The organism is Microbulbifer sp. MKSA007, from assembly GCA_032615215.1.
Classification (GTDB): Bacteria; Pseudomonadota; Gammaproteobacteria; order Pseudomonadales; family Cellvibrionaceae; genus Microbulbifer.
Genome location: CP128433.1, coordinates 1,870,925 through 1,895,395 on the forward strand (window position 1 = coordinate 1,870,925; position 24,471 = coordinate 1,895,395).

General features: G+C 46.7%; 26 protein-coding genes, 3 tRNA genes and 1 pseudogene. 18 read left to right on the forward strand and 12 right to left on the reverse strand.

Going from position 1 to position 24,471, the window contains the following annotated elements:
- The first annotated feature begins 2 nt into the window (after positions 1–2).
- The 7 genes from queF to cyoD all read left to right on the forward strand — a co-directional run bounded on the left by queF (position 3) and on the right by cyoD (position 7,394).
- Positions 3–833: an NADPH-dependent 7-cyano-7-deazaguanine reductase QueF gene (gene queF / locus QT397_11100; GenBank protein ID WNZ57853.1), complete on the forward strand. Its 831-nt coding sequence runs from the start codon at positions 3–5 to the stop codon at positions 831–833.
- 946 nt (positions 834–1,779) lie between these two features.
- Positions 1,780–2,544, forward strand: coding sequence for a DcaP family trimeric outer membrane transporter (locus QT397_11105; GenBank protein ID WNZ57854.1), 765 nt, complete (start codon positions 1,780–1,782; stop codon positions 2,542–2,544).
- Positions 2,545–2,643: 99 nt separating this feature from the next.
- The gene (locus QT397_11110) at positions 2,644–3,162 is read left to right on the forward strand and encodes a hypothetical protein (protein ID WNZ57855.1); all 519 of its coding nucleotides are present in this window, start codon (positions 2,644–2,646) and stop codon (positions 3,160–3,162) included.
- Positions 3,163–3,689: 527 nt separating this feature from the next.
- Positions 3,690–4,382 (forward strand): hypothetical protein, encoded by a 693-nt coding sequence (locus QT397_11115; protein WNZ57856.1) that lies wholly within the window; start codon positions 3,690–3,692, stop codon positions 4,380–4,382.
- Entirely contained in the window at positions 4,379–6,454 is a 2,076-nt protein-coding gene (locus QT397_11120; GenBank protein ID WNZ57857.1) for a cbb3-type cytochrome c oxidase subunit I, read from the forward strand. The genes QT397_11115 and QT397_11120 overlap by 4 nt, the downstream gene beginning before the upstream one ends.
- Positions 6,455–7,081: a cytochrome c oxidase subunit 3 gene (locus tag QT397_11125; protein WNZ57858.1), complete on the forward strand. Its 627-nt coding sequence runs from the start codon at positions 6,455–6,457 to the stop codon at positions 7,079–7,081. It begins immediately after the preceding gene.
- The gene (gene cyoD / locus QT397_11130; protein WNZ57859.1) at positions 7,074–7,394 is read left to right on the forward strand and encodes a cytochrome o ubiquinol oxidase subunit IV; all 321 of its coding nucleotides are present in this window, start codon (positions 7,074–7,076) and stop codon (positions 7,392–7,394) included. The genes QT397_11125 and cyoD overlap by 8 nt, the downstream gene beginning before the upstream one ends.
- A 29-nt stretch (positions 7,395–7,423) precedes the next feature.
- Here cyoD and QT397_11135 read toward each other — a convergent pair whose 3' ends face one another.
- Positions 7,424–8,821, reverse strand: a complete 1,398-nt coding sequence (locus QT397_11135; GenBank protein WNZ57860.1) for an adenylate/guanylate cyclase domain-containing protein — start codon at positions 8,819–8,821, stop codon at positions 7,424–7,426.
- An 888-nt stretch (positions 8,822–9,709) separates the two neighbouring features.
- Between QT397_11135 and QT397_11140 the strand changes: the two genes are divergently transcribed.
- A tRNA-Ser gene (locus tag QT397_11140) sits at positions 9,710–9,797 on the forward strand.
- An 881-nt stretch (positions 9,798–10,678) separates the two neighbouring features.
- Positions 10,679–10,766: transfer RNA gene (locus QT397_11145), tRNA-Ser, on the forward strand.
- A 128-nt stretch (positions 10,767–10,894) separates the two neighbouring features.
- On the opposite strand, the gene QT397_11150 is transcribed toward QT397_11145, so the two are convergent.
- From QT397_11150 to QT397_11190, 9 genes and pseudogenes are all read right to left on the reverse strand, one after another.
- A complete protein-coding gene (locus tag QT397_11150; protein WNZ57861.1) occupies positions 10,895–11,146 on the reverse strand; it encodes a hypothetical protein in 252 nt (83 codons plus the stop codon).
- Positions 11,147–11,464: 318 nt separating this feature from the next.
- Positions 11,465–11,911, reverse strand: coding sequence for a hypothetical protein (locus QT397_11155; protein WNZ57862.1), 447 nt, complete (start codon positions 11,909–11,911; stop codon positions 11,465–11,467).
- A 346-nt stretch (positions 11,912–12,257) separates the two neighbouring features.
- Positions 12,258–12,887 (reverse strand): HAD-IA family hydrolase, encoded by a 630-nt coding sequence (locus tag QT397_11160; GenBank protein ID WNZ57863.1) that lies wholly within the window; start codon positions 12,885–12,887, stop codon positions 12,258–12,260.
- A 24-nt stretch (positions 12,888–12,911) separates the two neighbouring features.
- Complete coding sequence (locus tag QT397_11165; protein WNZ57864.1) at positions 12,912–13,220, reverse strand: hypothetical protein; 309 nt, start codon at positions 13,218–13,220, stop codon at positions 12,912–12,914.
- A gap of 1 nt (position 13,221) precedes the next feature.
- The gene (locus tag QT397_11170; GenBank protein WNZ57865.1) at positions 13,222–13,839 is read right to left on the reverse strand and encodes a LysE family translocator; all 618 of its coding nucleotides are present in this window, start codon (positions 13,837–13,839) and stop codon (positions 13,222–13,224) included.
- A 72-nt stretch (positions 13,840–13,911) separates the two neighbouring features.
- The gene (locus QT397_11175) at positions 13,912–14,409 is read right to left on the reverse strand and encodes a DUF1851 domain-containing protein (GenBank protein ID WNZ57866.1); all 498 of its coding nucleotides are present in this window, start codon (positions 14,407–14,409) and stop codon (positions 13,912–13,914) included.
- 88 nt (positions 14,410–14,497) lie between these two features.
- Positions 14,498–15,376: a type II CAAX endopeptidase family protein gene (locus QT397_11180; GenBank protein ID WNZ57867.1), complete on the reverse strand. Its 879-nt coding sequence runs from the start codon at positions 15,374–15,376 to the stop codon at positions 14,498–14,500.
- Positions 15,377–16,100: 724 nt separating this feature from the next.
- Positions 16,101–16,682 (reverse strand): annotated as a pseudogene (locus QT397_11185) (HD domain-containing protein).
- 128 nt (positions 16,683–16,810) lie between these two features.
- Positions 16,811–17,119: a hypothetical protein gene (locus QT397_11190; GenBank protein ID WNZ57868.1), complete on the reverse strand. Its 309-nt coding sequence runs from the start codon at positions 17,117–17,119 to the stop codon at positions 16,811–16,813.
- Positions 17,120–17,385: 266 nt separating this feature from the next.
- Here QT397_11190 and QT397_11195 point away from each other — a divergent pair, with 266 nt between their 5' ends.
- The 4 genes from QT397_11195 (at position 17,386) to hdeA (ending at position 19,712) form a co-directional block, all read left to right on the forward strand.
- The gene (locus QT397_11195) at positions 17,386–17,886 is read left to right on the forward strand and encodes an HNH endonuclease family protein (GenBank protein ID WNZ57869.1); all 501 of its coding nucleotides are present in this window, start codon (positions 17,386–17,388) and stop codon (positions 17,884–17,886) included.
- Between the two features lie 378 nt (positions 17,887–18,264).
- The gene (locus tag QT397_11200) at positions 18,265–18,945 is read left to right on the forward strand and encodes a hypothetical protein (protein ID WNZ57870.1); all 681 of its coding nucleotides are present in this window, start codon (positions 18,265–18,267) and stop codon (positions 18,943–18,945) included.
- A 108-nt stretch (positions 18,946–19,053) separates the two neighbouring features.
- Entirely contained in the window at positions 19,054–19,281 is a 228-nt protein-coding gene (locus QT397_11205) for a hypothetical protein (GenBank protein ID WNZ57871.1), read from the forward strand.
- A 2-nt stretch (positions 19,282–19,283) separates the two neighbouring features.
- On the forward strand, positions 19,284–19,712 hold the full coding sequence (gene hdeA / locus QT397_11210) for an acid-activated periplasmic chaperone HdeA (protein WNZ57872.1): 429 nt from the start codon (positions 19,284–19,286) through the stop codon (positions 19,710–19,712).
- A 301-nt stretch (positions 19,713–20,013) separates the two neighbouring features.
- Here the strand turns inward: hdeA and QT397_11215 are convergent.
- Positions 20,014–20,089: transfer RNA gene (locus QT397_11215), tRNA-Arg, on the reverse strand.
- Between the two features lie 410 nt (positions 20,090–20,499).
- On the opposite strand from QT397_11215, the gene QT397_11220 reads away from it, so the two are divergent.
- Positions 20,500–20,679, forward strand: coding sequence for a hypothetical protein (locus QT397_11220; protein ID WNZ57873.1), 180 nt, complete (start codon positions 20,500–20,502; stop codon positions 20,677–20,679).
- A gap of 338 nt (positions 20,680–21,017) precedes the next feature.
- Here QT397_11220 and QT397_11225 read toward each other — a convergent pair whose 3' ends face one another.
- Positions 21,018–21,710, reverse strand: a complete 693-nt coding sequence (locus QT397_11225; GenBank protein WNZ57874.1) for a 2OG-Fe(II) oxygenase — start codon at positions 21,708–21,710, stop codon at positions 21,018–21,020.
- 298 nt (positions 21,711–22,008) lie between these two features.
- On the opposite strand from QT397_11225, the gene ccmA reads away from it, so the two are divergent.
- From ccmA to ccmD, 4 genes are read left to right on the forward strand one after another with little or no spacing between them, the layout of a single operon-like run.
- Positions 22,009–22,683 (forward strand): cytochrome c biogenesis heme-transporting ATPase CcmA, encoded by a 675-nt coding sequence (ccmA, locus tag QT397_11230; protein WNZ57875.1) that lies wholly within the window; start codon positions 22,009–22,011, stop codon positions 22,681–22,683.
- Positions 22,670–23,383 carry a heme exporter protein CcmB gene (gene ccmB / locus QT397_11235; GenBank protein WNZ57876.1) on the forward strand — a complete coding sequence of 238 codons (714 nt, stop codon included), beginning with the start codon at positions 22,670–22,672 and terminating at the stop codon, positions 23,381–23,383. The genes ccmA and ccmB overlap by 14 nt, the downstream gene beginning before the upstream one ends.
- 14 nt (positions 23,384–23,397) lie before the next feature.
- Entirely contained in the window at positions 23,398–24,141 is a 744-nt protein-coding gene (locus QT397_11240; protein WNZ57877.1) for a heme ABC transporter permease, read from the forward strand.
- 1 nt (position 24,142) lies between these two features.
- Positions 24,143–24,385 (forward strand): heme exporter protein CcmD, encoded by a 243-nt coding sequence (gene ccmD / locus QT397_11245; protein WNZ57878.1) that lies wholly within the window; start codon positions 24,143–24,145, stop codon positions 24,383–24,385.
- Positions 24,386–24,471 lie beyond the last annotated feature (86 nt).

Here is a 24,471-nt window from a genome sequence, read left to right on the forward strand (position 1 = left end):
TTATGACAAGAGAAGACTGGCAAAACCTCCCCCTGGGGCAGGAGACCACCTACGAATCCACTTACAACCCCGAGTTGCTCCATCCAATTCAGCGCTCAGTATCCCGAGCCCAGTTGGGGCTTTCTGCCGGCGCAATGCCTTTCTTTGGAGAGGACGAATGGTGGGGTTTTGAGCTTTCCTGGCTGAACCCCAGGGGCAAACCACAGGTGGCGGTGGCTCGTTTTAGTTTTCCTGCGGAAAGCCCCTGCATGGTGGAGTCAAAATCCTTCAAGTTGTATTTAAACTCTTTCAACCAGAGCAAGTTTGAATCCTGGAGATTGGTACAGGATGCCCTGGTGCGGGATCTCTCTGCAGCGGCGGGGGCAAATGTCGGCGTTACCCTGATGGATGTGGAAGATGCAGCGCTGGCAGTTGAGAAGCCAGAGGGCTACTGTCTGGATCATCTCGATATAGAAGTGAATAATTACGAACCGGACCCCGCACTCCTCGCCCTCGAAGGCGGTGAGGAAGATGTGAGTGAGGTTCTTTATAGCCACTTGCTGCGCAGTAATTGTCCGGTAACGGGACAACCAGATTGGGCGACAGTGGTTGTGGACTATAAAGGACCGGCACTAAAGCGAGAGGCACTGTTGGCTTATATTGTCTCCTTCCGCGAACACCAGGATTTTCACGAGCACTGTGTCGAGCGTATCTTTTGCGACTTGCAACAGCTGGCGGAATTTACCGAGTTAACTGTATGTGCCCGCTATACCCGCCGTGGCGGCTTGGATATTAATCCGCTGAGATCGACTCGCATTGAGAAACGTATGCCTTCGCGTTTTGCCCGTCAGTAATTTCCTTTCTTAAGTGCCACCGGAGTCCCCGGTGGTACGGTCCTTCAATTTCAATCTTTGCTTGGTGCCGGCCTGGGTTGGCGCTGCGGACTCTTAAGCTACGCTTTCCAGATAGGCCGGGGAAACCGACAGTGTAGTTGTGTTGGCCGCCCCACAGGAGGTGGAGTTGAGGCTGACAGATGGAGATTAATACCCAGTCCCCAGTAATTCCTGCCGTAGTAATCGGTTTTGCCCCACTTCTTTTTTCCCAATCCTCCACTGCAGAAGTTTATGTTAAAGCTGATGATCTGATACGGGTGATTGAGGCCCAGCAACAGCAGCTGGAAGAGCAGCAGGCTCAGATTCAGAAACAACAGGCAGACCTCGAAGTCCTGCGTCGGCAAATTGAGCAAATGCAACGGGCACCACCATCCCGACCGTCTCTGGAAGTAACTCCTGTACAGCCCGTTGAAGCACCGGTGAGCAAGGAGGACATGAATGATTTACAGCGACAGATTGAGGAAATACGCCAGGAAGTTCCACCTGGTTCGCTGCCTCCGCCGCGGGCCCAGTCTGATCAGGCGGTACCTGACCCCAGTGATATCGAAGATGTGATTGCCAATGCGACAACGGAGTGGCCTGGCTCCATTCCTTTGTTGGGAAATACGATGAAAGCGAAGATCAGTGGCTTTGCGGACTTGGATGTCAATTATGATACCGACGCGATCATCAGCCCCGCACAATTTGTACCTGCCGATATTGTGACTTTCGACAAAACGGCTGCAGAGGGAGCAGACGGGCAGACAGAATTTACCGTGCAAACCTCCAGGTTGGTATTTGAGACCCTGCAGCACTGGGAGGGACGTGAATTTAAAACCCTGATTTCGATGGACTTCCTGCAGGACTCCAGTGTTACCACTCCCAATCCCCGTATGCGCAAAGCTTATGGAGAAGTGAGCAATGCGCTATGGGGGGCAGTATTCTTGTGGGGCAGCAGTGGTCAACATTTGCGAACTTGGAAGCGGTCCCCAATACCCTGGATTTCCAGGGGCCTAATTCGGCATTTGGCTTGCGCCATTCAATGGTCCGATGGATTAAGAGGTACGGGCCACAGTATTACTTTAAGGTGGCTATTGAAGCGCCGGACTCACAAATATTCGAGGATGCAACCGAGGTTGCCCGCTGGCCCGATGCGGTATTTGCGCTGGAGTCGGACTTGCCTAGGTCCCAGGTACAAGCGGGTTTGGTATTAAGGGATTTGCGCGCGAGTGGCGATCCGGATTCAGCCGTATCAACTACCGGCTGGGGATTAAATTTAAGCGGCACTTTCAATATGCCCGGCGTACTTTCCAAGGATGTTCTTTATTACTCTTTGTCCCTCGGTGCGGGATATAGCGGTCTACTTAATGACGCGCCACCAGATGCAGCTTATGATTTTTTTGATAACTCCGTAGAGGCACTAAACACTACAGCCTGGTATCTGGGGTACCAGCACTGGTGGACTCCTTGCCTGTATACCGTCGCGACCTATGGCAGGGTGAGACAGGAAAATTTGGATTTCCAACCCGGTGATTCCTACAAAACAACCCAATACCGCAGTATCAATATTGTTTGGTTACCCTTTCCCCGTTGGCTGACTGGAATCGAGGTGCTCTACGGCGCTCGCAAAGACAAGAATGGTGACAGGGGGTCTCTGGTGCGGACACAATTTACGACCCGAATGACGTTTTGAAAAACAGCAATGTATTTAAAAGAGGTGTTCAGGTATATGCGAGTCAAAAGAGGGAAGGTATTTCAAGCTCGAATTATTAGGTTGCTATGCAGCCTTTCATTGATTTCTCTTCTACTCGGATGGACTTCAGCCAGTACCGTGGTTACGCGGGTATGGCAGTCCCCATATATTGGTATTCAAAGCTTAGGAAAAACCCTGGTACTCGCATATACCCTGGTACCGAGGCCGATAGTCGGTGGGCAGGTAGAAAGGGAGTGGGTCATGCAACTGCAGGATACGGGTATTGATGCGCATTCCTGGAGTGCTCTGGGGGCAATAACTGGTGTTCCCTCAATGGGGGAGATTGCACCCTTGCTCCGGGAGAGGGGATTTGACACTTTATTGGTTACCCAATTGTTGGCATTAAAACGGATCAACCCGAATATCCGCAACTCCCAGGTTGCTGTTGTGGAGACACGTTTATATTCGGCGCCTAGTGACGAAGTTTATTGGTCGGTTCAGTCGGATACTTTTTTATACAAATATTCAGGGGAGGAGCTGCGCCATCCCAATGAGAGAGATTTACGCGAGTTTGTAGAGGTGATGATTCGCACTATGTCTGGCAATGGCGTTTTATAGTCGCTAATTTATCGTGATTTTTATCGAACCTTTCTCCAGGCCAATAAAACTGTTGTATTCAGCTATTCTGGTGAGACAAACCGTTGATGGGCCTATCAAAGAGTGCGCGTTCAATGGTTCGAAAGGGAATTCAAAGCGTTAGCAGGAATAGATGCCGGCTAACTACTTTTGGCGGTAGGCTTTACCATGGATTGGAATCTAAAAGCCCCTGTGGTTTTTTGGCGTGCGTGTCTAAGGTACTGGAGATGTGTTGATGTGCACGCTCCACGATTATTATTTATTCTGCCAATTTTTCTCTCAATTTTATTAATCCCCTATTCAGCCAGTGCTTCTGAAACTTTTCTAATGCCGTTGGGACCAGTGGCAGAGGAGCAGAAAGTGCACTTCTTTTGGGCTATGGCACTCACCATGGTCGCTGTTCTCCCGGTATTTATCCTGGTGCCAGTAATCCTCTTTAAATACCGAAGAAAAAAGGTCACGGATTCTATGCGCCCAAATGGGAAACCTATGGTCCGCTCGAAGTGATTATGTGGGGTGTGCCATTCCTGGTCATAATTGTTTTGTCAGTGATGCTCTGGCGTGCAACGGCACGGCTCGATCCCTACAAGGAAATACAGGGCGTTGTCCCCCCGGTAAAAGTGCAGGTGGTGGGGCTCGACTGGAAGTGGTTATTTATCTATCCGGAGCTGGATATTGCAACAGTCGGTGAATTGGTTGTACCAGTACACACTCCAGTCTCAATGATATTGACCAGCGACACGGTAATGCAGTCGTTCTTTATTTCTGCACTGGCTGGGCAGATTTATGTGATGCCGGGTATGACGACAAAGCTCAATTTTATCGGTACAAAAACCGGCGACACCAGAGGGGAGAATACCCAATATACCGGCAATGGTTTTGTCGACCAGAATTTTGCAGTCAAGGTTGTGACTGATGAGGAATTTGAAGCCTGGGTAAAGCAAGTACGGACGGGTGGGATTGTCCTGAGTCCAGAAAATTATAACCGCCTGGCACAGCGAAATACCAAAAAACAAGCATACAAAGTCTTGGGAAATAGCAAGATGCCAGAAAATACACTGTATTTTAACTTGCCGGGCACAGACCTTTTTCACGAAATAGTAATGCGTTATCACTCCGGTAAACCGCTGAGCATAGAAGAGCAGCCCGGCACCCGAAAATTCGGCCGAGGCGAGGATGATGCCGAGGGAGCGCAGCCATGAACAATTTGGATTACGGTTGGCTGGGTAAGCTCAATTGGGATTCTCTGGTATTTAGCGGGTTTCTTGAGCGGCCCTCAGTCAGTGAGGCCGTTGCCAGTGTGGCGGGCTCGATAGTAATACTGGCAACAGTGGGAATCCTGTTTTTATTGACCTGGTTTAAAGTCTGGGGAACACTCTGGCGGGATTGGTTGACCAGCACTGATCACAAAAGAATCGGCATTATGTATATCGCTTTTGCGATCGTGATGTTGGTTCGAGGGTTGCTGGAGGGGATGGTAATGCGTGCCCAGCAAGCCGCCGCACCGGAAGGCTTCCTCTATGCAGATCACTTTGCCCAGTTGTTCAGTACACACGGCACCATAATGGTGTTTTTTGTGGCAGTTCCGTTTTTGGTGGGCCTTATTAATTTCGCTATGCCGCTGCAAATTGGTGCCCGTGATGTGGCCTTCCCGGTACTTAATCAAATCAGCCTGGCGGTGACAGTTTCCTCCGGTATTTTGTTGATGGTCTCTCTGGTGGTGGGGCAGTTTTCTACTGGGGGTTGGTCGGCTTATCCGCCTTATACGGGGGCGGATTTTAGCCCTGGGGTTGGGCCTGACTACTGGATATGGGCGATCGTATTTTCTGGGGCGGGGACGACATTAACGGGGATTAATTTCACCGTCACCGTGTATAAATGCCGTGGTCCAGGAATGCACCTATTCCGTATGCCACTGTTTTGTTGGACCGTACTCTGTGCCTCCATTCTAATGATTTTCGCAATGCCACCTCTCAGCGTTGCCGCCTTAATGTTGGGCTTGGATCGCTACCTGGATTTCCACTTCTTCACCAATGACCTCGGTGGAAATATGATGAACTATGCCAATTTATTTTGGCTCTTTGGTCACCCTGAGGTCTATCTGTTGGTGCTGCCAGCCTATGGTATTTTTTCCGAGGTCTTTTCCACCTATTCGGCAAAAACCCTGTACGGCTATAAATCCCTGGTGATTGCCACCATGTGTATTGCGATCCTGTCCTTTACTGTGTGGTTACATCACTTTTTTACCATGGGGCAGAGTCCGACGATTAATATTGCCTTTGGTATAGCGACTATGCTGATCGCGGTGCCGACCGGAGTGAAAGTTTACGACTGGATGGCGACCATGTATCGCGGTCGAATACGTTTTACCACTCCAATGGTTTATGCTATCGGATTTTTAATCCTGTTTGTGATTGGTGGCCTCTCCGGCGTTATCCTGGCTAACCCCACTGTCGATTTCCAAGTGCACAATACACTGTTCTTGGTGGCGCATTTCCACAATGTTCTGATACCCGGCGTGTTGTTTGGAATTTTGGCAGGGTACAACTACTGGTTCCCCAAAGCATTTGGTTTCCGCCTTAATGATAAATGGGGTAAACGCTCAGCCTATCTCTGGTTTGCAGGATTTATGGTGACATTCTTCCCGCTCTATGGCGCCGGCTTATTGGGGATGCCAAGACGATCATTCAGCTATGCCGATCTCACATTCAAGCCGTACATGATCGTTGCTTTTATCGGCGCAATGATTGTTCTGGCGGCGTTAATTTCGCTGGTTATTCAATTTATCGTAAGTATCAGGGACCGAAAGAAAACCCAGGTTCCTGTAGGTGATCCTTGGGATGGTCGCTCCCTGGAGTGGAACTCTCCCGCTCCAGTACCGGCTTATAACTTTGTTGAAATACCCAAGGTTACTGATCGGGATGCATTTACTGAGGCTAAGGAGCACGGTGAAGCCTATAAGCGGCCTAAAGTCTATCGAGACATAGAGCTCCCTAAAAATAATCCTCTCGGATTTATTTTGTGCGTTGTCAGTGGAATTTTGATGTTTGCCCTGGTTTGGTACATCTGGTGGCTTGCACTGATCTCCGCATTAACCATTTTGGTTGCAGTTATCGCGGCCACCTTCCGCAAAGAAACGGAATATATTATTCCTGCCAGTCAGTTAGAGAAGGATACGGAAGCTTGGTTGGCCTTGGTCGAGAAGAGCGAGGCAGTGAGCCGGGACCTGGAAGATTCCCCGCGAAATGTCGGCCTTGCGAAGCTGGAGATCTAAATGAATCCCGTCTCTTCACCGAAAAGCCCGGGCAGTATCAATCCCCACGAAGCCATCCACAGAGATCCCGATATGGTGATCTTTGGCTTCTGGGTCTTCATGATGAGCGACCTGATTTTCTTTGGGGTGGTATTTGCGATTTATATCACCATGGTGGGCGCTACCGCCGGAGGGCCGGGCCCGAAAGAGCTTTTTGATTTCGGCAGCTTGTTCGCCCAAACGATGCTTCTTCTAACCAGCAGCCTCACTGCAGGTATTGCGACAGTTATTGTTAAGCATGAACGCAGTCGCGCTGCCTTTCTATTTTGGGTGGTGATAACCCTGTTGCTGGGCATGGGTTTCCTGGCGTTGGAACTTTACGACTTTGCCGGGATGGCCGAGAAGGGAGGGGTGCCACAGCGCAGTGGTTACCTGTCAGCCTTTTTTGGCTTAGTGCCCTTGCACGGTCTCCATGTCACTTTCGGCTGTCTGTGGATGATCGTTTTGATCGTTCAGGTTTTCACTATGGGATTGGGGGATGTCGTAAAGCTGCGCTTTCTGCGCCTGGCATTATTCTGGCATTTCCTCGATTTGATTTGGATCGGAATTTTTTCCGTGGTTTATTTCGGTGGCTGGGTCTATGGCTAAAGAACCGACTTTTGCACAACACCTGCGGCTGTATATCACAGGTTATATCCTGTCTATTGTGCTCACTCTGGCGGCTTTTGCCGCAGTGCTGACGATCGGAAGGGATAATAAAAGTGTCTTGATTCTGGTTGCGTTACTAGGGGTTGCGCAACTGGTAGTGCAATTAAAATATTTCTTGAACGTAACGACCCAACGGGACCGGAGGGATAACCTGGCGTTAATCCTTTTCTCTAGCTTAATTCTTTTGATTATTGTGTTGGGTACAGTCTGGATTATGGGGAACCTGGCGGTGCGTATGCATACAACTATGTAGAGTTTTACGCTTATGCACCTTTTATAAAATTAGATAATAACTTTGCTCTTCAGGTTGGATGCTGCTTTTTGCAGAGACTGTAAAACCTTTTCTTTATCGTAATTTCGGATTTTATCCAGGTCTAAATGCATTGAGAATCCGGGGGCATGCTCCTCCAGGTAACTCTGCTGGCCACCCAGGTTCTTACGCAGATCAGTAACCTGGTAAACCTTCACCGGGGTACTAATACCTTTTACGGTGATATGCCCTTTGTCCCGGCACATTACTGTGTGTTTGATCATGGCCCAGGTCTCGTGGCTAATCAGGATTTCTCCCGGCTGGGCGGCGCCTTCCAATCGTGAAGCGAGGTTAACGTGGGTACCCATCACCGTGTAAGACTGGTAGTTGGCGGTACCAAAAATGCCGACAGTACAGTAGCCGGTATTAATACCCATCCGAACCTGTAGAGGGCGCGAGATACCTTTGTTGTACCATTCCTGCTTCATTTCACGTACGCGTTTACGCATCGCCAGGGCCATAGCTACGCAGCGCAGAGCGTCTGACTTTGGTCCTTTACTCTCATCGTCCCCAAAAACAACCATTACCGCATCGCCGATAAACTTATCGATAGTGCCGCCGTATTGCCCAGCGATGCGTGCCATTTCAGAGAGGTAATTATTGAGCAGCTGGGTAAAGGTCTCTGCCTCTAATTCCTCGGTGAGCTGGCTGAAGTCTTTGATGTCAGAAAAGAAAACGGTGAGGAGCTTTCTCTGGGTCACCAGAGCTTCTTCATCCCCAGTAGTGACAGAGCGCCACAGCTTTTGTGGCAAGTACTTGGAAAGCTTGTAGGAGCGAACCTTGCTAACGCGCTGCTCAACCATCAGGGAGTGATTGGCTTCCTTAAGCTGGCCAATCTGGCGGTGGGTAAAGAATGCGTAGGCGCATAAATAGGCCAGAATACAGATCAGGCTTACGGTGCTGATAGTGAGGTCAGCGCTCACCAGTAGGGATGGCTCGTGCATCAGGTACCCGATAACGACCCCAACCAATAAGCCGGTATTGTGCTCAAACCAAGCGCGACCCCCGCCGCCCCCAGTGAGGGCATTCAGCTGAACCATGGTAACCAGCAGTAGCGAGGGCAGCATGCTGAAGTCTGCCAGGGATATGGTGATGCCGATCAGCACTGTATCCAGGAAAGAGAGGCAGCGGCGAGTTTTCAGTGCTTTTTTATCGCCAGTTTTGTAGAGGATAAATTGGGCGAGAGCGGTATAAGCAATGATAAAAAGAGCAGATCCGGTAATAACCAGCTTGTCTGATTGCCATGGCGCATCCCAATTCACCGCGTTTGCCAGGGTACCGGCAGCGGCAAATAAAATCAGGGTGCGAAAATAGGTGGAGTAGCGAGGGTTAACATTCCGCCCCGTGCTCTCCTCAAGCTGGTCCTGCATTTGTGTTGTTCTTTGTCCGTTTGAGCAGAAAGTGAACACCTTGCGCGTTGGCGATAGGGTGGCTCCGATTTCCCCATCCACCGTATAGCCACGCCGTGACTCCAGCAGCGCAGTTTACTCTTCCGAGGAACAGAATGCGAAAAAACTGTGCATGCAAGTGATATTTTTCTCGTTGTTGTTGCCAGTGATATTACCGCACCTCCAGCCTCAGAACCTCCCAATTTTCATGGCAGATTTGCAGTTTAGGCAGGGAGGGTACCTTAGGGCTTTGCGTATCAAGGTTTATATAGATAGCGACCACTGACTCTACAGCAGGCCAAGGATTATGACAGGGTGCTTTTCCGACATTATTAACCTAGATCAATCTGAGCTCAGGAATCCGGGCGACTTGTACCAGGTGAAGGGAAAAGGGGGTGTCAGCAAAAGGCAAGTTTTCCTATAGCTGCTTTAAGGGGGTGGGTATCGGCCTAAGATAAAGCCGGGCTTATATTCACCTTTGAGTCAAGGGGTTACATAAGTTGTACAGCCCATATATTGGAGAACTGGAGGGGCAGAGCAGGCCGGAAAACTAATGCTGGTCGGACTAATATAGAGCCTGGGTCAAACGACTCACAGAGTCTAGCCACCAAACCTGCGATAGCTGAGGGGCTCATTTGAGGGGGCAAATAGCCGTGGTGACTTGTAGCGGATAGTCTGAGCTCCCTCATGATGCCCCGTTTTAACAGCCAGAGAGACTTTTTTCGCATTAGTGCTTGCACAACAAGGAACATTTGGGTAAAGTGCGCGCTCTCTCGACGACACGGCAGCTATCTTCCTGATTTCCTTGAAGATTTCGCTGAAGAGAGAGACCGCTACAACGCGGAGAGCCCTCGCGAAGGGTGACAATTTGGTGAGGTGTCCGAGTGGTCGAAGGAGCACGCCTGGAAAGTGTGTATGTCGCAAGGCATCGAGGGTTCGAATCCCTCCCTCACCGCCATCTTCTAAAAGCCCGGCTTATGCCGGGCTTTTTTGTTTCTGCCTTTCGATTGGTTTCTCTATGTCTTTTTTGGCGATTCTACTCGTCAGCCCAGAGATTTTTGGGCTTTGCTAAGGGGGGATCTCATCTTAGAAGGGTTTGCCAAATACTACTGCGTTTATAATTGACGGGCTGTTAGATTTAAGGGGGTACACAAAGGCCTCTTTACTCATTCTGCTGTAGTATTTTATATAGATCCTCATTTTTGTTGCTATTATCCCTGCTGTCTAAATTGTGGGCTAAGTTGGTTTTGAGGGAATTTTAACTGCGAGTTAGCTCTTCTCCTTGCTTCTGCCTGCAGCTCCACTGTCTACTTTTTAGGGTTAAATTCATACATATTTATATTTTGGCTCTTATTGAGGCAAATTATCTAAATGAAATTTGTACCTGCTGAGTAAAAACTTCTTATTCAACAACCTTCTCTGCTTCCTATTTTTTCTTTCATTTAGAGTGGCTTGTTGGAAGTTTGTGCCGTCGGTCATATAAGTGAGAGTTACACTGCTGGTATCAATCAGCTATAACGCAATAAACAAACCCTAACAGGGACGGGCGCAAAGCTTTTTCCAAACAAAGTTGGCAGTTTGGCGGTGGTGTAGGAGATACTTAGGGTGCCCTCCAATGGTTTATGTAGCCCCCCAGGGAAGCCGCTAGTAGCTGAGCATGAGCACTAAGAAAAAGGTAAGTACACATTCACCCCAGATTCCACTGGAATTTTCTTCGACATTTGGGTAAAGTGCGCACTCTCTTGACGATATAACAGCTATCCTATTGATTTACTTAAGGGTTTTGCTGGAAAGAGAGGCCGCTTTAAGGCGGAATGCCCTCGCAGAGGGTGACAATTTGGTGAGGTGTCCGAGTGGTCGAAGGAGCACGCCTGGAAAGTGTGTATGTCGCAAGGCATCGAGGGTTCGAATCCCTCCCTCACCGCCATCATCTAAAAGCCCGGCTTATGCCGGGCTTTTTTATTTCTGAAGCTTTTGTTCTTTAGTCTTGAGTATCAAAGACCTTAGTTGCCACCGTTTTCTCCTATAGTCGGAGGAGGCTGCGAGGCAGAGACCCTATTTATTACCGCAATACTCATCAAAATTACTGGGAGTGTTAGCAAAGCCAGCCTTCTCTGCAAGTTCCCACGGTCGTTCGCTTTCTTTAGTTTTACTACACCAAAGGTAGCCGGCTGAGTTTATACACCCGTGGGCATCCTTGTCTGAACCGACCGGTGTGGTGGGCTTGGGATCCTCTGGAGTATCTGAGGAGCACCCCATCAGGGACGCGACTAGGATAAAAGCGGCGGCTTCTTTGATTTTGAGCATTACAATCACCAGAAAGTTAAGGTTATTGTTAAGTATACGATTTAGTGCAGTACCCTTCACAAGCCGTGCCTAATTGTTACTTCAAGGCCAGTTCAAGTGGGTCTTTTAATATTATTATTAAGTTTGGAAGGGTATGGGGTTGATAAGCCCCTTCAGTCTAGTAGCTTATCTGCAAATCTGGCTATACTTAAAAATCACCCTCTCGACAACTCTCAAAAGTCCTGGTTACTTTAATATCCTGTCTTAGGGCCGTGATATCTCTATCGCAGGAAAAAATAAGTCCGTAAGTAGTAGCGGATTGCCTAAATCTACAGTATTTCATACTGACTTCACCATACTGGCAAGCAGCTTTTCACATGCTCTATAGAGAATAGGTTCTAGCTCTTTTGCTCCAAAAACAGGCCTATGTCTGAGCATCCCTCTTAGGCTGAATACTCCTGAAAAATATTCTCTCCATGGCATTTTCTCTCGAGCCCTATAAGAGGAGTGTGTTTTATTGGAGTCGGCGTAATAGAGTCGAGCTGCGACTTCAATCTTTGGCCGCCAGAATACAGGCATTGCGCCAAATTCTCCAAAGTATGCGGTGTCAAACTCACCCCCTCTTACTTTTAAGACTACAACCTCTAGTGCTAAATCATTGGATTTAAGTTCTATTCGACTCGATATATGTGGTAAGGAGAAAATTTCTACCAGCCTATGACGAATGCCCGCCTCTAAATCTTCGCCCTTAAAAGCCCCCCCAAGCACCAATCTTACTAAATTCATTCTGTGAGACGACAATCATTTTATCCAGATAGACTCGTGGTTTACTCTTTTTAAATAACTTTGAGAACATTCTTACTGTAGCCAGATGTAGGTTTTGTGAGGATGGGTATAAGGGTTAGTGCTAGAGGTGTCGTGTGAAACCAACATCCTGTTAGGCATGGAATGATAGGTTTTCTGTCTGTATTTTGCACTATTATTAATGGCTAATTTGTACCTCCATGGACAAAGAGCCAAATAGATATTGCTTGTCGGGAATCATCTTTCCTCTGCCGCCCATGATGACCGGTTGTAGCATAAGCTTGAATGAATGATGTTAATAAACTAAAGGTATAGTGTTCTTGGAGGATTAGTTACCTATTAGTTTTGGTAACTCTCTCATCGCTTGAAAGGACACTACACCAACTGTATTAGATTCCTCGTTAAGACGATTAAAAAAGTAAGTTTTCATGCCTGCTTCTATACCAGCCTGAACTCCCACTGGTCCATCATCTATAACGGAGCAGTTCTCAGGATGGTAACCCATACTTTTTGCGGCATGTAGGTATATGCCTGGATCAGGTTTCCATATGCCTACTTCATATGAACTGAATAAATTATTTCCGAAATACTTATATAGCCCACATATATCTAATGCATGCTTGATTTTTTGCAGGGGGCCGCTAGATACTACCGCTTTTTCACCATCAAGTGCCTCAAGAGCGTCTGCTACACCTTCAACAGGTTTTAACTCTCTGGTAAAGATTTTTGTGACTATATCGCGATAAGCTGCAACAAAATTGCTTTTCAGTTTGATATTATTCTCTTCTTCTAATAGGGATAGAATGCTTGCCAGTTTCCAACCTCTGAATTTTATGACCAATTCATCGGCATCTAGTTTTACTCCGTAATTTTCGAACATCATAGCTAAGCCAATACTGGAGAGATGTTCGCTATCGACTAAGGTGCCGTCGTTATCAAAAAGTAGGCATTTACTCACGGACGAAGCTCGTATTGATTTTTTTCATGTTGCGCTATTTTTCCATAGTGCGTTTATATAAATCATATATAAAGCCGCCGCCGCAACAGGCATGAAGTGCCACCAATAAGAGGAGGCGTCCCCTCCGAGGTTGTATTGGTATATAACAATGCCGGTAGCAAGTACGCTTAATGAGGGTAAGAAATACAGGGAGGCCGCAAGTATGAATGATGAGATCTTTGATAAGTTTCTTCTATTATTAATGCCGCCTACAGCAAATACAGCCATCATAAAAAGAAAACTGGAAAATGATAGTTGGAGAAATGAACCAATAACAACCCAAGTTAAAGACATGTTAATCTCTGCTCGTAAAGGCGAGTTTGAGTCCTAAAGCTGCGAAGCTGCCAGCAAAGACTCGTTGGATGATAATGCTAATTTTTTCTGAGTGAATAACATAATTTCGAATGACTGTTGCTAGTAAGCCATAAACAATGAAAACCAGAAAGGTTATAGCCATGAAGGCAAGTCCAAGTATCAGCATACTATCTACGGGGTTCTGTATTTGAGAGGGAATAAACTGGGGTAAGAATGCCAGGAAGAAGATGGTTAGCTTTGGGTTTAAGATATTAATCATAAATCCCTTGAAAGCAATTGAAGTTAAACTCTGTTTCTTTTGATTTTCTTCTAGAGTCAGGGAGCTGCTGGATTTAAGCATTGACCAAGCTAAGTACAGTAAGTACGCGACCCCTGCATATTTTACAAGCTGAAATGCTAATGCACTGGTATGAATGATTACGGACAGCCCCATGATGCAAGCAAGGATAGAGGGGATGGTGCCTAGCGTACAACCTAACGCTGCAGAAATACTTGCCCTTTTACCCTTGAATAGCCCCGCAGCAACTGTATATAGAACTCCCGTTCCCGGTATCAACACAACGATAAAAGAGGTAATCAAAAACTCAATGCTTATCATAAGGACAAGTCCTGACATAAATTATAGATTTAAATGCTGGATTTAGGGATAACCCTTTTGAATGGTGGCCTCTCAATCTTCTTCAATTTTTAAGCTTATACTAGCTATTGGTGTTCCTGGGGGAAGGCCATTAAGCTGTTCATATATCTGCCCAAGCAGATCCAAATGAACTTCCCAAGATATAGATTGATAATTTTCTGTAATGTACTCCCCGCCCATTATCGGTGGTCGGATTGGTGAATAGCAACAACCTTGAGTTAATGGTTGGTCCACTAACTCAAGTAATAATCTATATTTAAACCAGTGGCCCGGAATATCTTTCATTGCTGCTATCATCTCTCGGAATGTACTCCAGGATTTAGCGGCAAGTTCCATTTCTCCTGTGCCAGTATCTAGGAAATATACACGTTCCTTGTTCAGTAGGCCTTCCTTCCTTTTGAAGAATAAATCCCCCATGGAGGTCAGAAGACACATGGAGGCCTTTTTGCCAACTAGCCATCTCCAGCATTCAAGGGCATCTCTTTTTCCTAGATCAGTAACTGGAGCAAAAATATCTACTTCATTATCCATAATGTATTTCTATATGCCTGCGGTAAAATTGCCCAAAACTCATGATTGTTCTTAATCCAAGCCTCTGTCACACATCTATGGCGCTACGTCAAGATTTTTGTGGAGACAGCAGTTCGCTTGCAGATTGAGCGGAGCCGAACTCTTGTTGGCCCTTTCTCCAGAAATAAATGCTGATACAAAAAATAACTACAGGTAAAACCATACCAAATTCATTGAGATACCAACCTGAATCTGTGCTTTGTAGGGTCAATGGATTGAAGAATTTTTGAATAAATGCATTGAGGCTCATGTGGAAAATAACGGCAGGCCAAACACTGTTAGTCTTTAATCTTACGTAAGTCATGATTACTGACATTGACATTAAGCCTAGCGTAAAGAAAAACAACTGATAGCTGAGAGGGGCTGTTTCATTCCCGTAGACACCTGCTACCATCATGGGCCAATGCCAGGCGGCCCATGTAAACCCAGAGGTTAATGCGATCCCTGAGAAGGACATAAGCTTTGAGAGCTCAGGTACAAGCAATCCACGCCATCCAATCTCCTCTCCTAAAACTCCAGGCAGTATCAATATAAAGCTGATACTTGCAGTAATTAAGAATCTAAAGATGATTACACTGGTATCACTCCAGGCATCTACTTTATACCCCTCTCTTAGTGCCGTAACGTATTCTGAGTTATACCACTCCCCGAAACCTAAGATCCACATAATAAGGTAGGCAGCTGCTACATAGCCCAAGGGTACCAAATAGCTTAACCACTGATATTTCCAGCTTCCCCAAGACCATCCTAAGGAGCCCAGACTCTTCTTGAATATCAAGCATGTTGTGACCGTGGCAAGCCCAACAGAAAGCATTAAGGGTACTGCGCTTTCCATGTGAAAAATTAGCCAGTATCCGATAGGGTAGAGGCTCGCTGTGAGAATTAAAAAAACAGCGATAATTTTGATCGAGCTCAGCGATTCTTTCATCTAGATCGTTAACTCCGTGCCATCTTTAAAATGGCTAATCTGCAGTATGTCTATGTGCGAAATAGGATATCTCTTGTACTTTTAATGAGTGGGGATTACAAGAGGCTTAAGGTTTTGAAGGTTGCCCTGCAGAGTACTGTTATTGAGGCTAGGTGAATTTTACACTCTCTAAATTATCTATTCTAAATGTAGAAGGAATAGCTTATTAACTGCTTTTCGAACTCATACCTATTGACCTTTTATTTGGCTTGGCTGCTTTAAGTCTACCAGACGACACATTGCATCTTTTGTAGATTCGATTAACGGTATCCCTTGTGAGATATCCAGAGATATTGATCAATCTTTGTAGGTTTAAAGAGTCTAGCTTTAGGTAGGCCTATTTTGTTTGGTAGTTCGAGGCGCAGCTCGAAGTGTCTTTGTTAACAACCGCTTACTGGGTAGGTATTATTTTTCATGTGGAAGTCAACTTTTGAATGAGAATATATATCCTACCAGCTATGCTTGATCTTTGTTTAAGGGGGTGGTGAAATTGAGGGGATGTAAGTACAGTAGAAGTAGTAAAAAGTTAAACCTTTCTTAAAGGTATAATTTCAGGTGCTTGCTATTTTTAATTTAATATGCACCTCTGTACCAGCTGGATGTAAAATTTTATAATTGTCTCACTGTTAGAGTAGTGCATTCTACTCGTAGCATTACTGTATACAAGTTTATGGATGCCTTCTGATCACTTTAAAGCTCCACTCTCAATTGCTTCATGGAGTTTTTTCTCTATAGTAGACCACAATTTATGACTGCCACCTGCTATTTTTTCTGAGTTGACAGTGAAAACCTGTTCCTTGGAAATATTGTGTTTCTGCCAGCTATGGCCGTTACCATAAATGTTATGTAGTAGTGGAGGTACTCTATCAATCGCTTTTGCAAACTTACCATCAGGTGAAACGCCTTCCTCAAATTCCTCCTATAAAGCTATAAATTCAGCTGAGAGCTTGTCCGGTAATATCGATAGTGTTTGCGCTAGACTTTGGGTCTCACTTAATTGTTGCTCGTCGGTGAGTGGTTGATACACAATTTGATCACCTGCTCCAATTTCACCCAGGTCATGTATCAATAGCATCTTAACAACGCGGCTAATATCAATACGTTCATTGGCGTAGTCTTTGAGCATAAGTGCGATTAAGGAGACATGCCAGCTATGCTCTGCTGAGTTCTCGTAACGATTTATACCGACTGGCTTTGTTTGCCTCAGGACAGCTTTAAGCTTCTCAATTTCGATAACAAATTCTATGATTTTTTCAATATCACTCATTCTACTTCGCTTCTCACGTAGGATCTTCTATTGAAACTGAATTATATAAGTCTTTGTTGGAGTATTTTTAGGCTTTGATATAAAGATATTATATGGTACGCCACAGTTTCCCTCTGGCTGATGCTGATTCAATTGTTTACTGCTTCTTCAGCCCACACAGGAGATCTGAAGTGATTTTTATTTATAGTTTTTTTGTGAAAATTTTTTAGAGTCACTCCTTCTACATTCACGTTAAGATCTAGGGATACATAGCCTTCAGGCATGTATTTATGTACTATAAAATGTGTACCACTTGGGATTATCATGCCTTCGTTAGTCTGTAGCGATTTTGTTAAAGTCCAGACTTCAGATGTACCGGAATCTCGAAAGCTAAGGAAGGTGGTAGTGGAACCTACCCCAAGGAAAAATCCTACGATTAAAGTTGTTATTGTTTTCATGCATTTCGCTATTGCTGTTGAGATGTATTGAATTGTTCTGCTAACGAATTTTATTGGTTTAAGTATATACAGTATCGATAAATTGTCGCTATTTGTATATTTTTACTACTACAGGTTTGCACATGCTAAATAACCCGTATCTCTGTCAGGTTCGATTATTACTTATATCCTCGAATAAATTTTGTGTTAAGAAAAGTGCTTGTTGACGCGCCCTTAAACTACAATCAAAATGCTCCCCCAGCAGTAATTAGCCGCAGTTTAGCTTTATGCGACTTAAGTCTTTATTAATAGTGTCCATGCTGACCCTCAGCGGATGTTATGAAGTAACCCCTCAATCTTATGATCGAAGTGAGTGGTTGCCACGGTGGTCTGATGTCGATGGTGATTGCCAGAATACTCGTCAGGAGCTATTGATCCGTCTCTCTTTGGCTCCTGTTGCCTTCAGCAATGAGAAGAGCTGTACAGTGGTTACAGGCCTGTGGATGGACCCCTATACGGGACAGTTTTTTGAAAAAGCTTCGGATCTGGATGTGGAGCATATAGTACCGCTATCTTGGGCTCATAAGTACGGTGGTGCTAGTTGGAGCCGGGAGCAGCGCAAAGCTTTTGCAGAAGACCCTGCAAATTTGTGGCTGGTTGATGATGGCCACAATCGCAGTAAGGGAGATAAAGGGCCCGATCAGTGGCTGCCGCCCTATAAGCCAGCCCAAGCCATTTATATCCGTCAGTTTGAGGTTGTGGCCCGTAAGTATCGGCTTGGCGACTGAATACGACACTCTACCGTTAGAGCTGACATTGAGCTGATTTTTAAGTAAATCGGCTCCTGATGGAAATCACTGATCTCCTGATTATTTAGATCCTTCACTCCTTGCTCCCCATCCTATTATCTCCTTCGGGTTAGTTGGCAATAGTGATATTTAGCTATCCACCTAACCTACAGGTCCTGGTATGAACGCTAGTCAGAAATGGCATTAATGTACACTTCAGTTAAAGCACTGTGATTTTCTTCTGCTGCTGAATATTCATTTCTGCGATTACTTGCCGCTTAGATAGGGTGGGGTGTTACGAATTTGGCTTCCTTGGGTTACATAATTGAAGCGATATTTACGGGCATTAAATTGAGTTAAAAGATGATAGGGGGAGCTATGGATAGAGTTGCGGGTATCTCGGCGTTTGGCATGGGGTTAATTTATATTAGTGCTTTTGTATTCTTTGGTGCTTTTTGGTCTTTTCCATCGGATGGGAGCCCCATAGAAAAAATGACATTCTTGGCAGAAAATCAACTGATTTTTAATATTGCCTATACCCTAATGTACTTGGTCTTTGCGATATTACTGGGCTGTGTGGTAGTTAGCTTATATGAAAAGCTAAAAAGTAAGAGGAGGGAGATTGCTGCATTGGCATCCTTGTTTGGAGCAGTCTGGGTGGGCCTTGTCATAGCGAGCGGTATGATCGCAAATATAGGACTCGCCTATGCTTTGGGGCTTATGGAAGTCAGTGTTCAGCAGGCTTTCGATACCTGGGGAATAATATACTTGATGGTTGAAAGTCTTGGTGGTGGCAATGAGTTGGTGGGTGGACTTTGGGTTTTGTTAATTAGTATTGCTGCATTGCAAGCTGGGCTTTTTTCCCGGCCATTAAATTTTATCGGTGTGCTAGTGGGAGTGGCGGGAATTGCGACTATCTATCCGGACGATATCTTTACAGAAATATTCGGAATTTCCCAAATAGTCTGGTTTATTTGGTTAGGTTTCTCTTTGTTAAGGCTGGGTAGGCACAGTCAAAAATGGGAGGCAGCAAACTCTATTCCGACCGCTAATAGCTAAAGGTGTATATAGGTAAAGCCTGCTTCTTCACATGGAATGCGTCTGGACAATAAAGTTTGTATGCAAGTGGGTAAGAAAGTGTTTTTGATTTTCCCCAAAAAATGAAAAATGCGTCTATCCTTTCAATGGGCCAAGCATTCGTTTATTCAGTGTCTTGGCTTGCGTTTCCGCTGTCGTAAGGCTGGTGAATCCGGGGCTATTCCTTGCCTCGCTGTTTGTCGCAGTCATTTTAGTGACTTGCCGGCCAGTCCTCCCCGGCCCGTGGGTAGCGAGCGGATTGCACATTACCTGCAATTGATTCACGGGGTGATAACCCTGGATATTTTGGAGATCTAATTGTGAAAAGTAAGCAGTTCATTCTTCCTTTGGTAATTGCCAGTCTTGCTGCTTCTGCTGCCTTCGCGGATAACCATCCCAAGAAGCCGGCGAAAGACTGGACCTGTGCGGATTTCCTGGCTATCGACGATGAGTTTAAACCTAAAGCAGTTTATTGGGCTGCCGCCTACGCCAAGAAAGGCACGGAAGAGGGGGATATGCTGGATATTGAAGGCACAGAAAAAGTGACGCCGATGGTGATTACCGCCTGCACCAAAGCGCCAAAAGAATCTTTCTGGGCTAAGTTCAAAGATGAGTGGCACAAGGTGGGGATGCACCACAAGAAGGACAAAGCTGAAAAGCAGATGATGAAAATGCAGAAAAAAATGCAGGATGGCACTCAGATGAACAATAGTAATGGTGGCAGTGGCACAAACGGGACTAACCAGTAGGCGCTGTTCGTCAATACTTGCATTGCTATTGTTCTGGGCCCGGCTTGTGCCGGGCTTTGTCTATCCTGAGATGGAGATTCACCAGCGAAATGGTTTCGGTTAGTATTTATGGTGAATGGACGAAAAGTAGGCAAATGGATTTGTGATATGGGAAAGACTGTAAGAAACGAAGCCAGGCGGGGGAGAACAATTAGCCGTTCTACCAGGCTCTTCTGGGGTGGGGTGCTGTTGGCTGGGTTATTCCTGGCGTTGTTTATGCATTCGTCAAAGGCAGTCGTTTGCTAATTTGCCTTGATATGTATGGCGCCCCCGGGTGGACTCGAACCACCAGTCCGGACTTAGGAGGTCCGTGGTTTATCCTGTTAACCGACGGGGGCGGGTGTCAGCACTGCTGAAGAGCGGCGCTATTCTAGCCTGTGGAAAGCCCTGTGTCATGTCATGCTTTTCACCATTAACTCACCTTCCATCAAATCGTACCAAGTTGCTGTGTCACTGAGGGTAACATTGGCGCCACTCGGTTACTGCTATTCCCGTCGTTCCCTTTTCTTAAAATTTTCGAAAAACCTTCATAAATCTGTCTTTTTTCTTCGCTACTTTGACTTCGAAATGGCGGTTTTTGCGGATAGCTTTGTTCGGGGATCAGTTGGAAAGTTTTGACGTAAAAGCCGTATTTCCACTTGATAAATTATTGCTTGACCACGATTGATTGAGCTGGATAACCTGCAATTGCACCCTTGGTGCGATAAGGATATTTCTGCTTTCTCTAATCAAGATTATGGAGTTTCGTATGAGCGGCCACGTTAACGAAAGACGCCTAGATTTTGATAATGTGGGTATTCCACAAATTGCAACTGAAGTGCTGAAGGAAGCTACCTCTCAGCCACCACGCGACGCACGTCGAATGGTAGAAGACAAATTGGAGGAAAAGCGTTTAAGGCGTGAATTAATGGATTATGATTTCGACTAACGAAATATGCTGAAACTTTAACGGCTACGGCCAGCTATGCAGGGTGCAGATAATAAATTAAAGTAATCTAAAAATAGGATTGCTTAAACTGTACTCTGCGTAGTTAATAGATTTTATTGAAAATTTGCCTTTCCTGCCCAAGTCACTTCTATTTTCCCCTGGCTTTTCTCTGTGCTTTTAAATCGTTGGGCTTTGTTTCCCCGTATTGTATTTTCACTAATTAAAGTTGTTAGGTTTATTATTTTTGCAATGGGCGCTATGGAGATAGGGAAGAAGGTGTGTAGGTACAGAGCCCGTAAGGGATGCGGGCTCTATCGTAGGTATTGAGTTGGCTGTAGCTACATATTTTGTGTGGCTGCAGAGTTGCCTCCAAACCAACCCAGCAGACGCTTGAGTTTTGAAGCTAACTTGCCGCGCTTGGCCTTTCTGTTTTTGTCAGCATCGCTGACTAACCAGGCTACCTGGATAACCAATCTTTTACCTTCGAAAGGCAAGTGTCCGTGGAACGAGTTATCGGCTCGCTTAAATGCGGCCAGGGTACCGTACGAAGGTTTTACCTCTGGGGCTGCAGTATCTTCAAAGTTATCGCCGCTTTTTAAGAAACGCAGGCAGCCTGTGCCGTCCAAGGACCACTCCGGGTTCAGGTAGAGCAGGGCGGTAGCAATTTTTGACTGTCCGTCGGTATGGATGCGGCCGTGGCGTTTCTTGAGTGTACGGCTAATGGAAACATAGGTTGGGTATTGAGAAAGATTCTCAATACCCAGGTTGTTGCCAATAGCATCGGCGAATTCTGGAGCCCTAAACTGTTCAATCAGTTCATTTATTGTGGTGCCACAACTGCTTCTATCGTAGGGAAGGTAACCGGCCCCTTTAAGCTTTGGGAAGTCTTTGATAAAGGATGCCATCAGGTTCTCGGCCAGCAAGTTCTTGGCCACGAAGAAAGGAAATGGCTGTTGGTGAATCTGGCTTTCTTGGCCAATTAAAGTAGTAGCGTCGAGCCAGGGATCGATATGGGTGGCGAGATTGTTCATAGACACGCATCCTTACGAGCAGAAGAATTGGCCCTTTTGGGGGTCCAGCTTTATGTCGACTTCTGAGATTACCCACTTCCTTGAGGGTACAGCGAGAAACAGGTACTGAATCTCACGACGGTGTGAAAATACCAAAACTACAATTCAGTGCCAATTTAAATAGCGCTTTTCAGTGTGAATCAGTGGGCATTCTTGCGAAAGATCAAGGGTTGCTAAAATGTTGCTCGCTGAGACAATGCAATTAGCGCTGGTGCCGGTATAATGCCGTTCAGATTTGTCAGAGCGGTTTTATCCTGGAATGTCTGTGACCCCTAAGTCCCAAGTTGTGCTGCAAGTGAGAGATCTCGCCTGCGAAAGGGATGGTCGGCGCTTGTTTGAGGGCCTTCAGTTTTCTCTTCAAGCCGGCGCTGCAATTCAAATCAAAGGCAGTAATGGCGCGGGTAAAACGACCTTGCTGCGCACTTTGATTGGCAGTAGCAGTGATTTCACTGGGGAGATCCTTTGGTGTGATACCGCCTACCCGCAATCGCTCTCGGTGATGCGTGAATCCTTACTATATATCGGGCACAGGGGCGGAGTGCGCAGTGGCCTGACTCCGCTGGAAAACCTCACCTGGTATGGTGCTGACCATGAGGACGCGCTTAATGCGCTCGATAAAGTCGACCTGACCGGCTTTGAGGACAGCTTGTGCCACTCCCTTTCCGCCGGCCAGAATCGCCGGGTTGCCCTAGCGCGATTATTTCTACCTGATTCCCCTCGATTGTGGATACTCGATGAGCCACTGACCGCCCTCGACGTTGTGGGTGTTGCTGCATTGGAAGAGCAAATGGCGGTCCATCTTTATAGCGGTGGTTCAATTCTGCTGACCTCACACCAACCTCTGTCATTAGCCGGACTCAGTGAGGTTAATTTGTCTGACTATTCAGTCTCTGAGCCTTTTGAGGATTTTGGGGGAGAGCATGTCGACAGTTGATGTCCAAACACCGGTGAGCGAAGTGCGCAGTGGCCCTGGTTTTATGGCGCTGTTCCGGATTGAAATGCTCTTGGCGTTGAGAAAACGAGCAGATATTGCCAACCCCTTATTATTTTTTGTGACGGTTTTAGCACTTTTGCCGTTAGGGGTAGGACCTGAGCCCGAACTTCTGGCAAAGATGGCTCCGGGCATGATCTGGGTAATGGCCCTACTGTCCACCATGCTATCCCAGGAAAGCCTTTTTAAAGGTGATTTCGAAGATGGCACCCTGGAGCAGCTCACCCTGTTACCACAACCGCTTTACTTTGCGGTTCTTGCAAAATCCCTGGTGCACTGGATTGCCACAGGCTTGCCGCTGGCATTGCTGTCGCCGCTGCTCGCCTTAATGCTGAATCTGCCCGTGGATGGTTATGTTTGTTTGCTGGCTTCCCTATTGCTGGGAACTGCAAGTTTGAGTTTGATCGGGGCCATTGGTGCAGCACTCACTGTTGCCTTGCGCCGCCCCGGTTTGCTCTTGGCACTAATTGTTATGCCGCTGTATGTGCCCGTGCTAATCTTCGGCACCGGCGCAGTACAGGCGGCAATTGATGGCTATGCCTACAGCGCCCAACTGGCGATATTGGCAGCACTCCTAGCGGCTGCTGCGGCACTGGCGCCACTCGCTGCTGCGGGTGCAATACGTATTAGCCTGGATAATTGATTTGGAGGTCTTTCTTGGCTTGGCAATGGTTTCACCGCCTGGGTTCGCCCCGCTGGTTCTATCAAAAAACTGAAGCCTGGCTGCCCTGGCTGGCGCTGGCTAGTGTTGTATTGCTCGCTGTAGGCAGTGTTTGGGGCCTGGGTTTTGCCCCAGAAGATGCCAAGCAGGGCAATAGTTACCGCATTATCTTTATCCATGTACCCGCCGCCTTCCTGGCCCTGGCCGGTTACTACATTATGGCGATCAGCGGTGCTATCGGCTTGATCTGGAAGATGAAGCTCTCCTTTGCCGTGATGCGCGCTGCCGCGCCGATCGGTGCGGTATTGACCTTTGTCTCGCTATTTACCGGTGCTGTGTGGGGTAAACCTACCTGGGGTGCTTACTGGGTATGGGATGCCCGCATTACTTCAATGCTGATACTCCTGTTTCTCTATGTCGGCGTTATGGCACTTACCCACGCAGTGAACCGGGAGCAGGTCGCCGACAAAGCTTCTGCACTGCTGGCTTTGGTGGGCACCGTGAATATCCCGATTATTTACAAGTCCGTAGACTGGTGGTTTACCTTGCACCAGCCCGCGACCATTCGCCTGACCGAATCCAGCAGTATTGATCCGAGTATGTTCTACCCGCTGCTGACCATGATTATCGGTTTCTACTGTATGTATGCCTGGACCCTGCTGACTCACACCCGCACTCTGCTGCTCAAGCGCGAGATGCGCACCAAGTGGGTACAGGAAGAACTGGCGGGAGGTCGATAAAGTGGAGTTTCAATTTGCCAACCTGGCTGATTTCCTAACGATGGACGGCCACGGTGTATTTGTGTGGGTGTCCTACGCGGTGACTTTCCTGAGTCTCGCGGGGATGGCTCTCTACCCTTACATTGCCCGCCGCGGCCTGAAGGCAGAGCTGGTGCGACAGCAGAAAATTGCCCAGCGCCGCCGCCAGGCAGTGAGTGAGCGCACAGTAACCACAAAGAAAGAAATAGCAGAGGAACCGGCTTAATTTCAATTTGCCGGGTTCCAGCGGATAGGGCGATGGAGAACCTATCAGCGCAATAGAATTAAATAGTTATGGAGTAGGACTTAGAC

What these genes read in the sequence shown, in the direction of transcription:
- QT397_11205 (WNZ57871.1), top strand. Translation starts at nt 19,054, where the DNA reads ATGCGTCTATCCTTTCAATGGGCCAAGCATTCGTTTATTCAGTGTCTT.
- ccmA (WNZ57875.1), top strand. Translation starts at nt 22,009, where the DNA reads ATGTCTGTGACCCCTAAGTCCCAAGTTGTGCTGCAAGTGAGAGATCTC.
- QT397_11170 (WNZ57865.1), bottom strand. Translation starts at nt 13,839, where the DNA reads ATGATAAGCATTGAGTTTTTGATTACCTCTTTTATCGTTGTGTTGATA.
- QT397_11155 (WNZ57862.1), bottom strand. Translation starts at nt 11,911, where the DNA reads ATGAATTTAGTAAGATTGGTGCTTGGGGGGGCTTTTAAGGGCGAAGAT.
- QT397_11135 (WNZ57860.1), bottom strand. Translation starts at nt 8,821, where the DNA reads ATGCAGGACCAGCTTGAGGAGAGCACGGGGCGGAATGTTAACCCTCGC.
- QT397_11225 (WNZ57874.1), bottom strand. Translation starts at nt 21,710, where the DNA reads ATGAACAATCTCGCCACCCATATCGATCCCTGGCTCGACGCTACTACT.
- QT397_11190 (WNZ57868.1), bottom strand. Translation starts at nt 17,119, where the DNA reads ATGAAAACAATAACAACTTTAATCGTAGGATTTTTCCTTGGGGTAGGT.
- QT397_11150 (WNZ57861.1), bottom strand. Translation starts at nt 11,146, where the DNA reads ATGCTCAAAATCAAAGAAGCCGCCGCTTTTATCCTAGTCGCGTCCCTG.
- QT397_11200 (WNZ57870.1), top strand. Translation starts at nt 18,265, where the DNA reads ATGGATAGAGTTGCGGGTATCTCGGCGTTTGGCATGGGGTTAATTTAT.
- queF (WNZ57853.1), top strand. Translation starts at nt 3, where the DNA reads ATGACAAGAGAAGACTGGCAAAACCTCCCCCTGGGGCAGGAGACCACC.
- QT397_11125 (WNZ57858.1), top strand. Translation starts at nt 6,455, where the DNA reads ATGAATCCCGTCTCTTCACCGAAAAGCCCGGGCAGTATCAATCCCCAC.
- QT397_11165 (WNZ57864.1), bottom strand. Translation starts at nt 13,220, where the DNA reads ATGTCTTTAACTTGGGTTGTTATTGGTTCATTTCTCCAACTATCATTT.
- QT397_11120 (WNZ57857.1), top strand. Translation starts at nt 4,379, where the DNA reads ATGAACAATTTGGATTACGGTTGGCTGGGTAAGCTCAATTGGGATTCT.
- QT397_11115 (WNZ57856.1), top strand. Translation starts at nt 3,690, where the DNA reads ATGTGGGGTGTGCCATTCCTGGTCATAATTGTTTTGTCAGTGATGCTC.
- ccmB (WNZ57876.1), top strand. Translation starts at nt 22,670, where the DNA reads ATGTCGACAGTTGATGTCCAAACACCGGTGAGCGAAGTGCGCAGTGGC.
- QT397_11195 (WNZ57869.1), top strand. Translation starts at nt 17,386, where the DNA reads ATGCGACTTAAGTCTTTATTAATAGTGTCCATGCTGACCCTCAGCGGA.
- QT397_11180 (WNZ57867.1), bottom strand. Translation starts at nt 15,376, where the DNA reads ATGAAAGAATCGCTGAGCTCGATCAAAATTATCGCTGTTTTTTTAATT.
- QT397_11105 (WNZ57854.1), top strand. Translation starts at nt 1,780, where the DNA reads ATGGGGGGCAGTATTCTTGTGGGGCAGCAGTGGTCAACATTTGCGAAC.
- QT397_11220 (WNZ57873.1), top strand. Translation starts at nt 20,500, where the DNA reads ATGAGCGGCCACGTTAACGAAAGACGCCTAGATTTTGATAATGTGGGT.
- QT397_11175 (WNZ57866.1), bottom strand. Translation starts at nt 14,409, where the DNA reads ATGGATAATGAAGTAGATATTTTTGCTCCAGTTACTGATCTAGGAAAA.
- cyoD (WNZ57859.1), top strand. Translation starts at nt 7,074, where the DNA reads ATGGCTAAAGAACCGACTTTTGCACAACACCTGCGGCTGTATATCACA.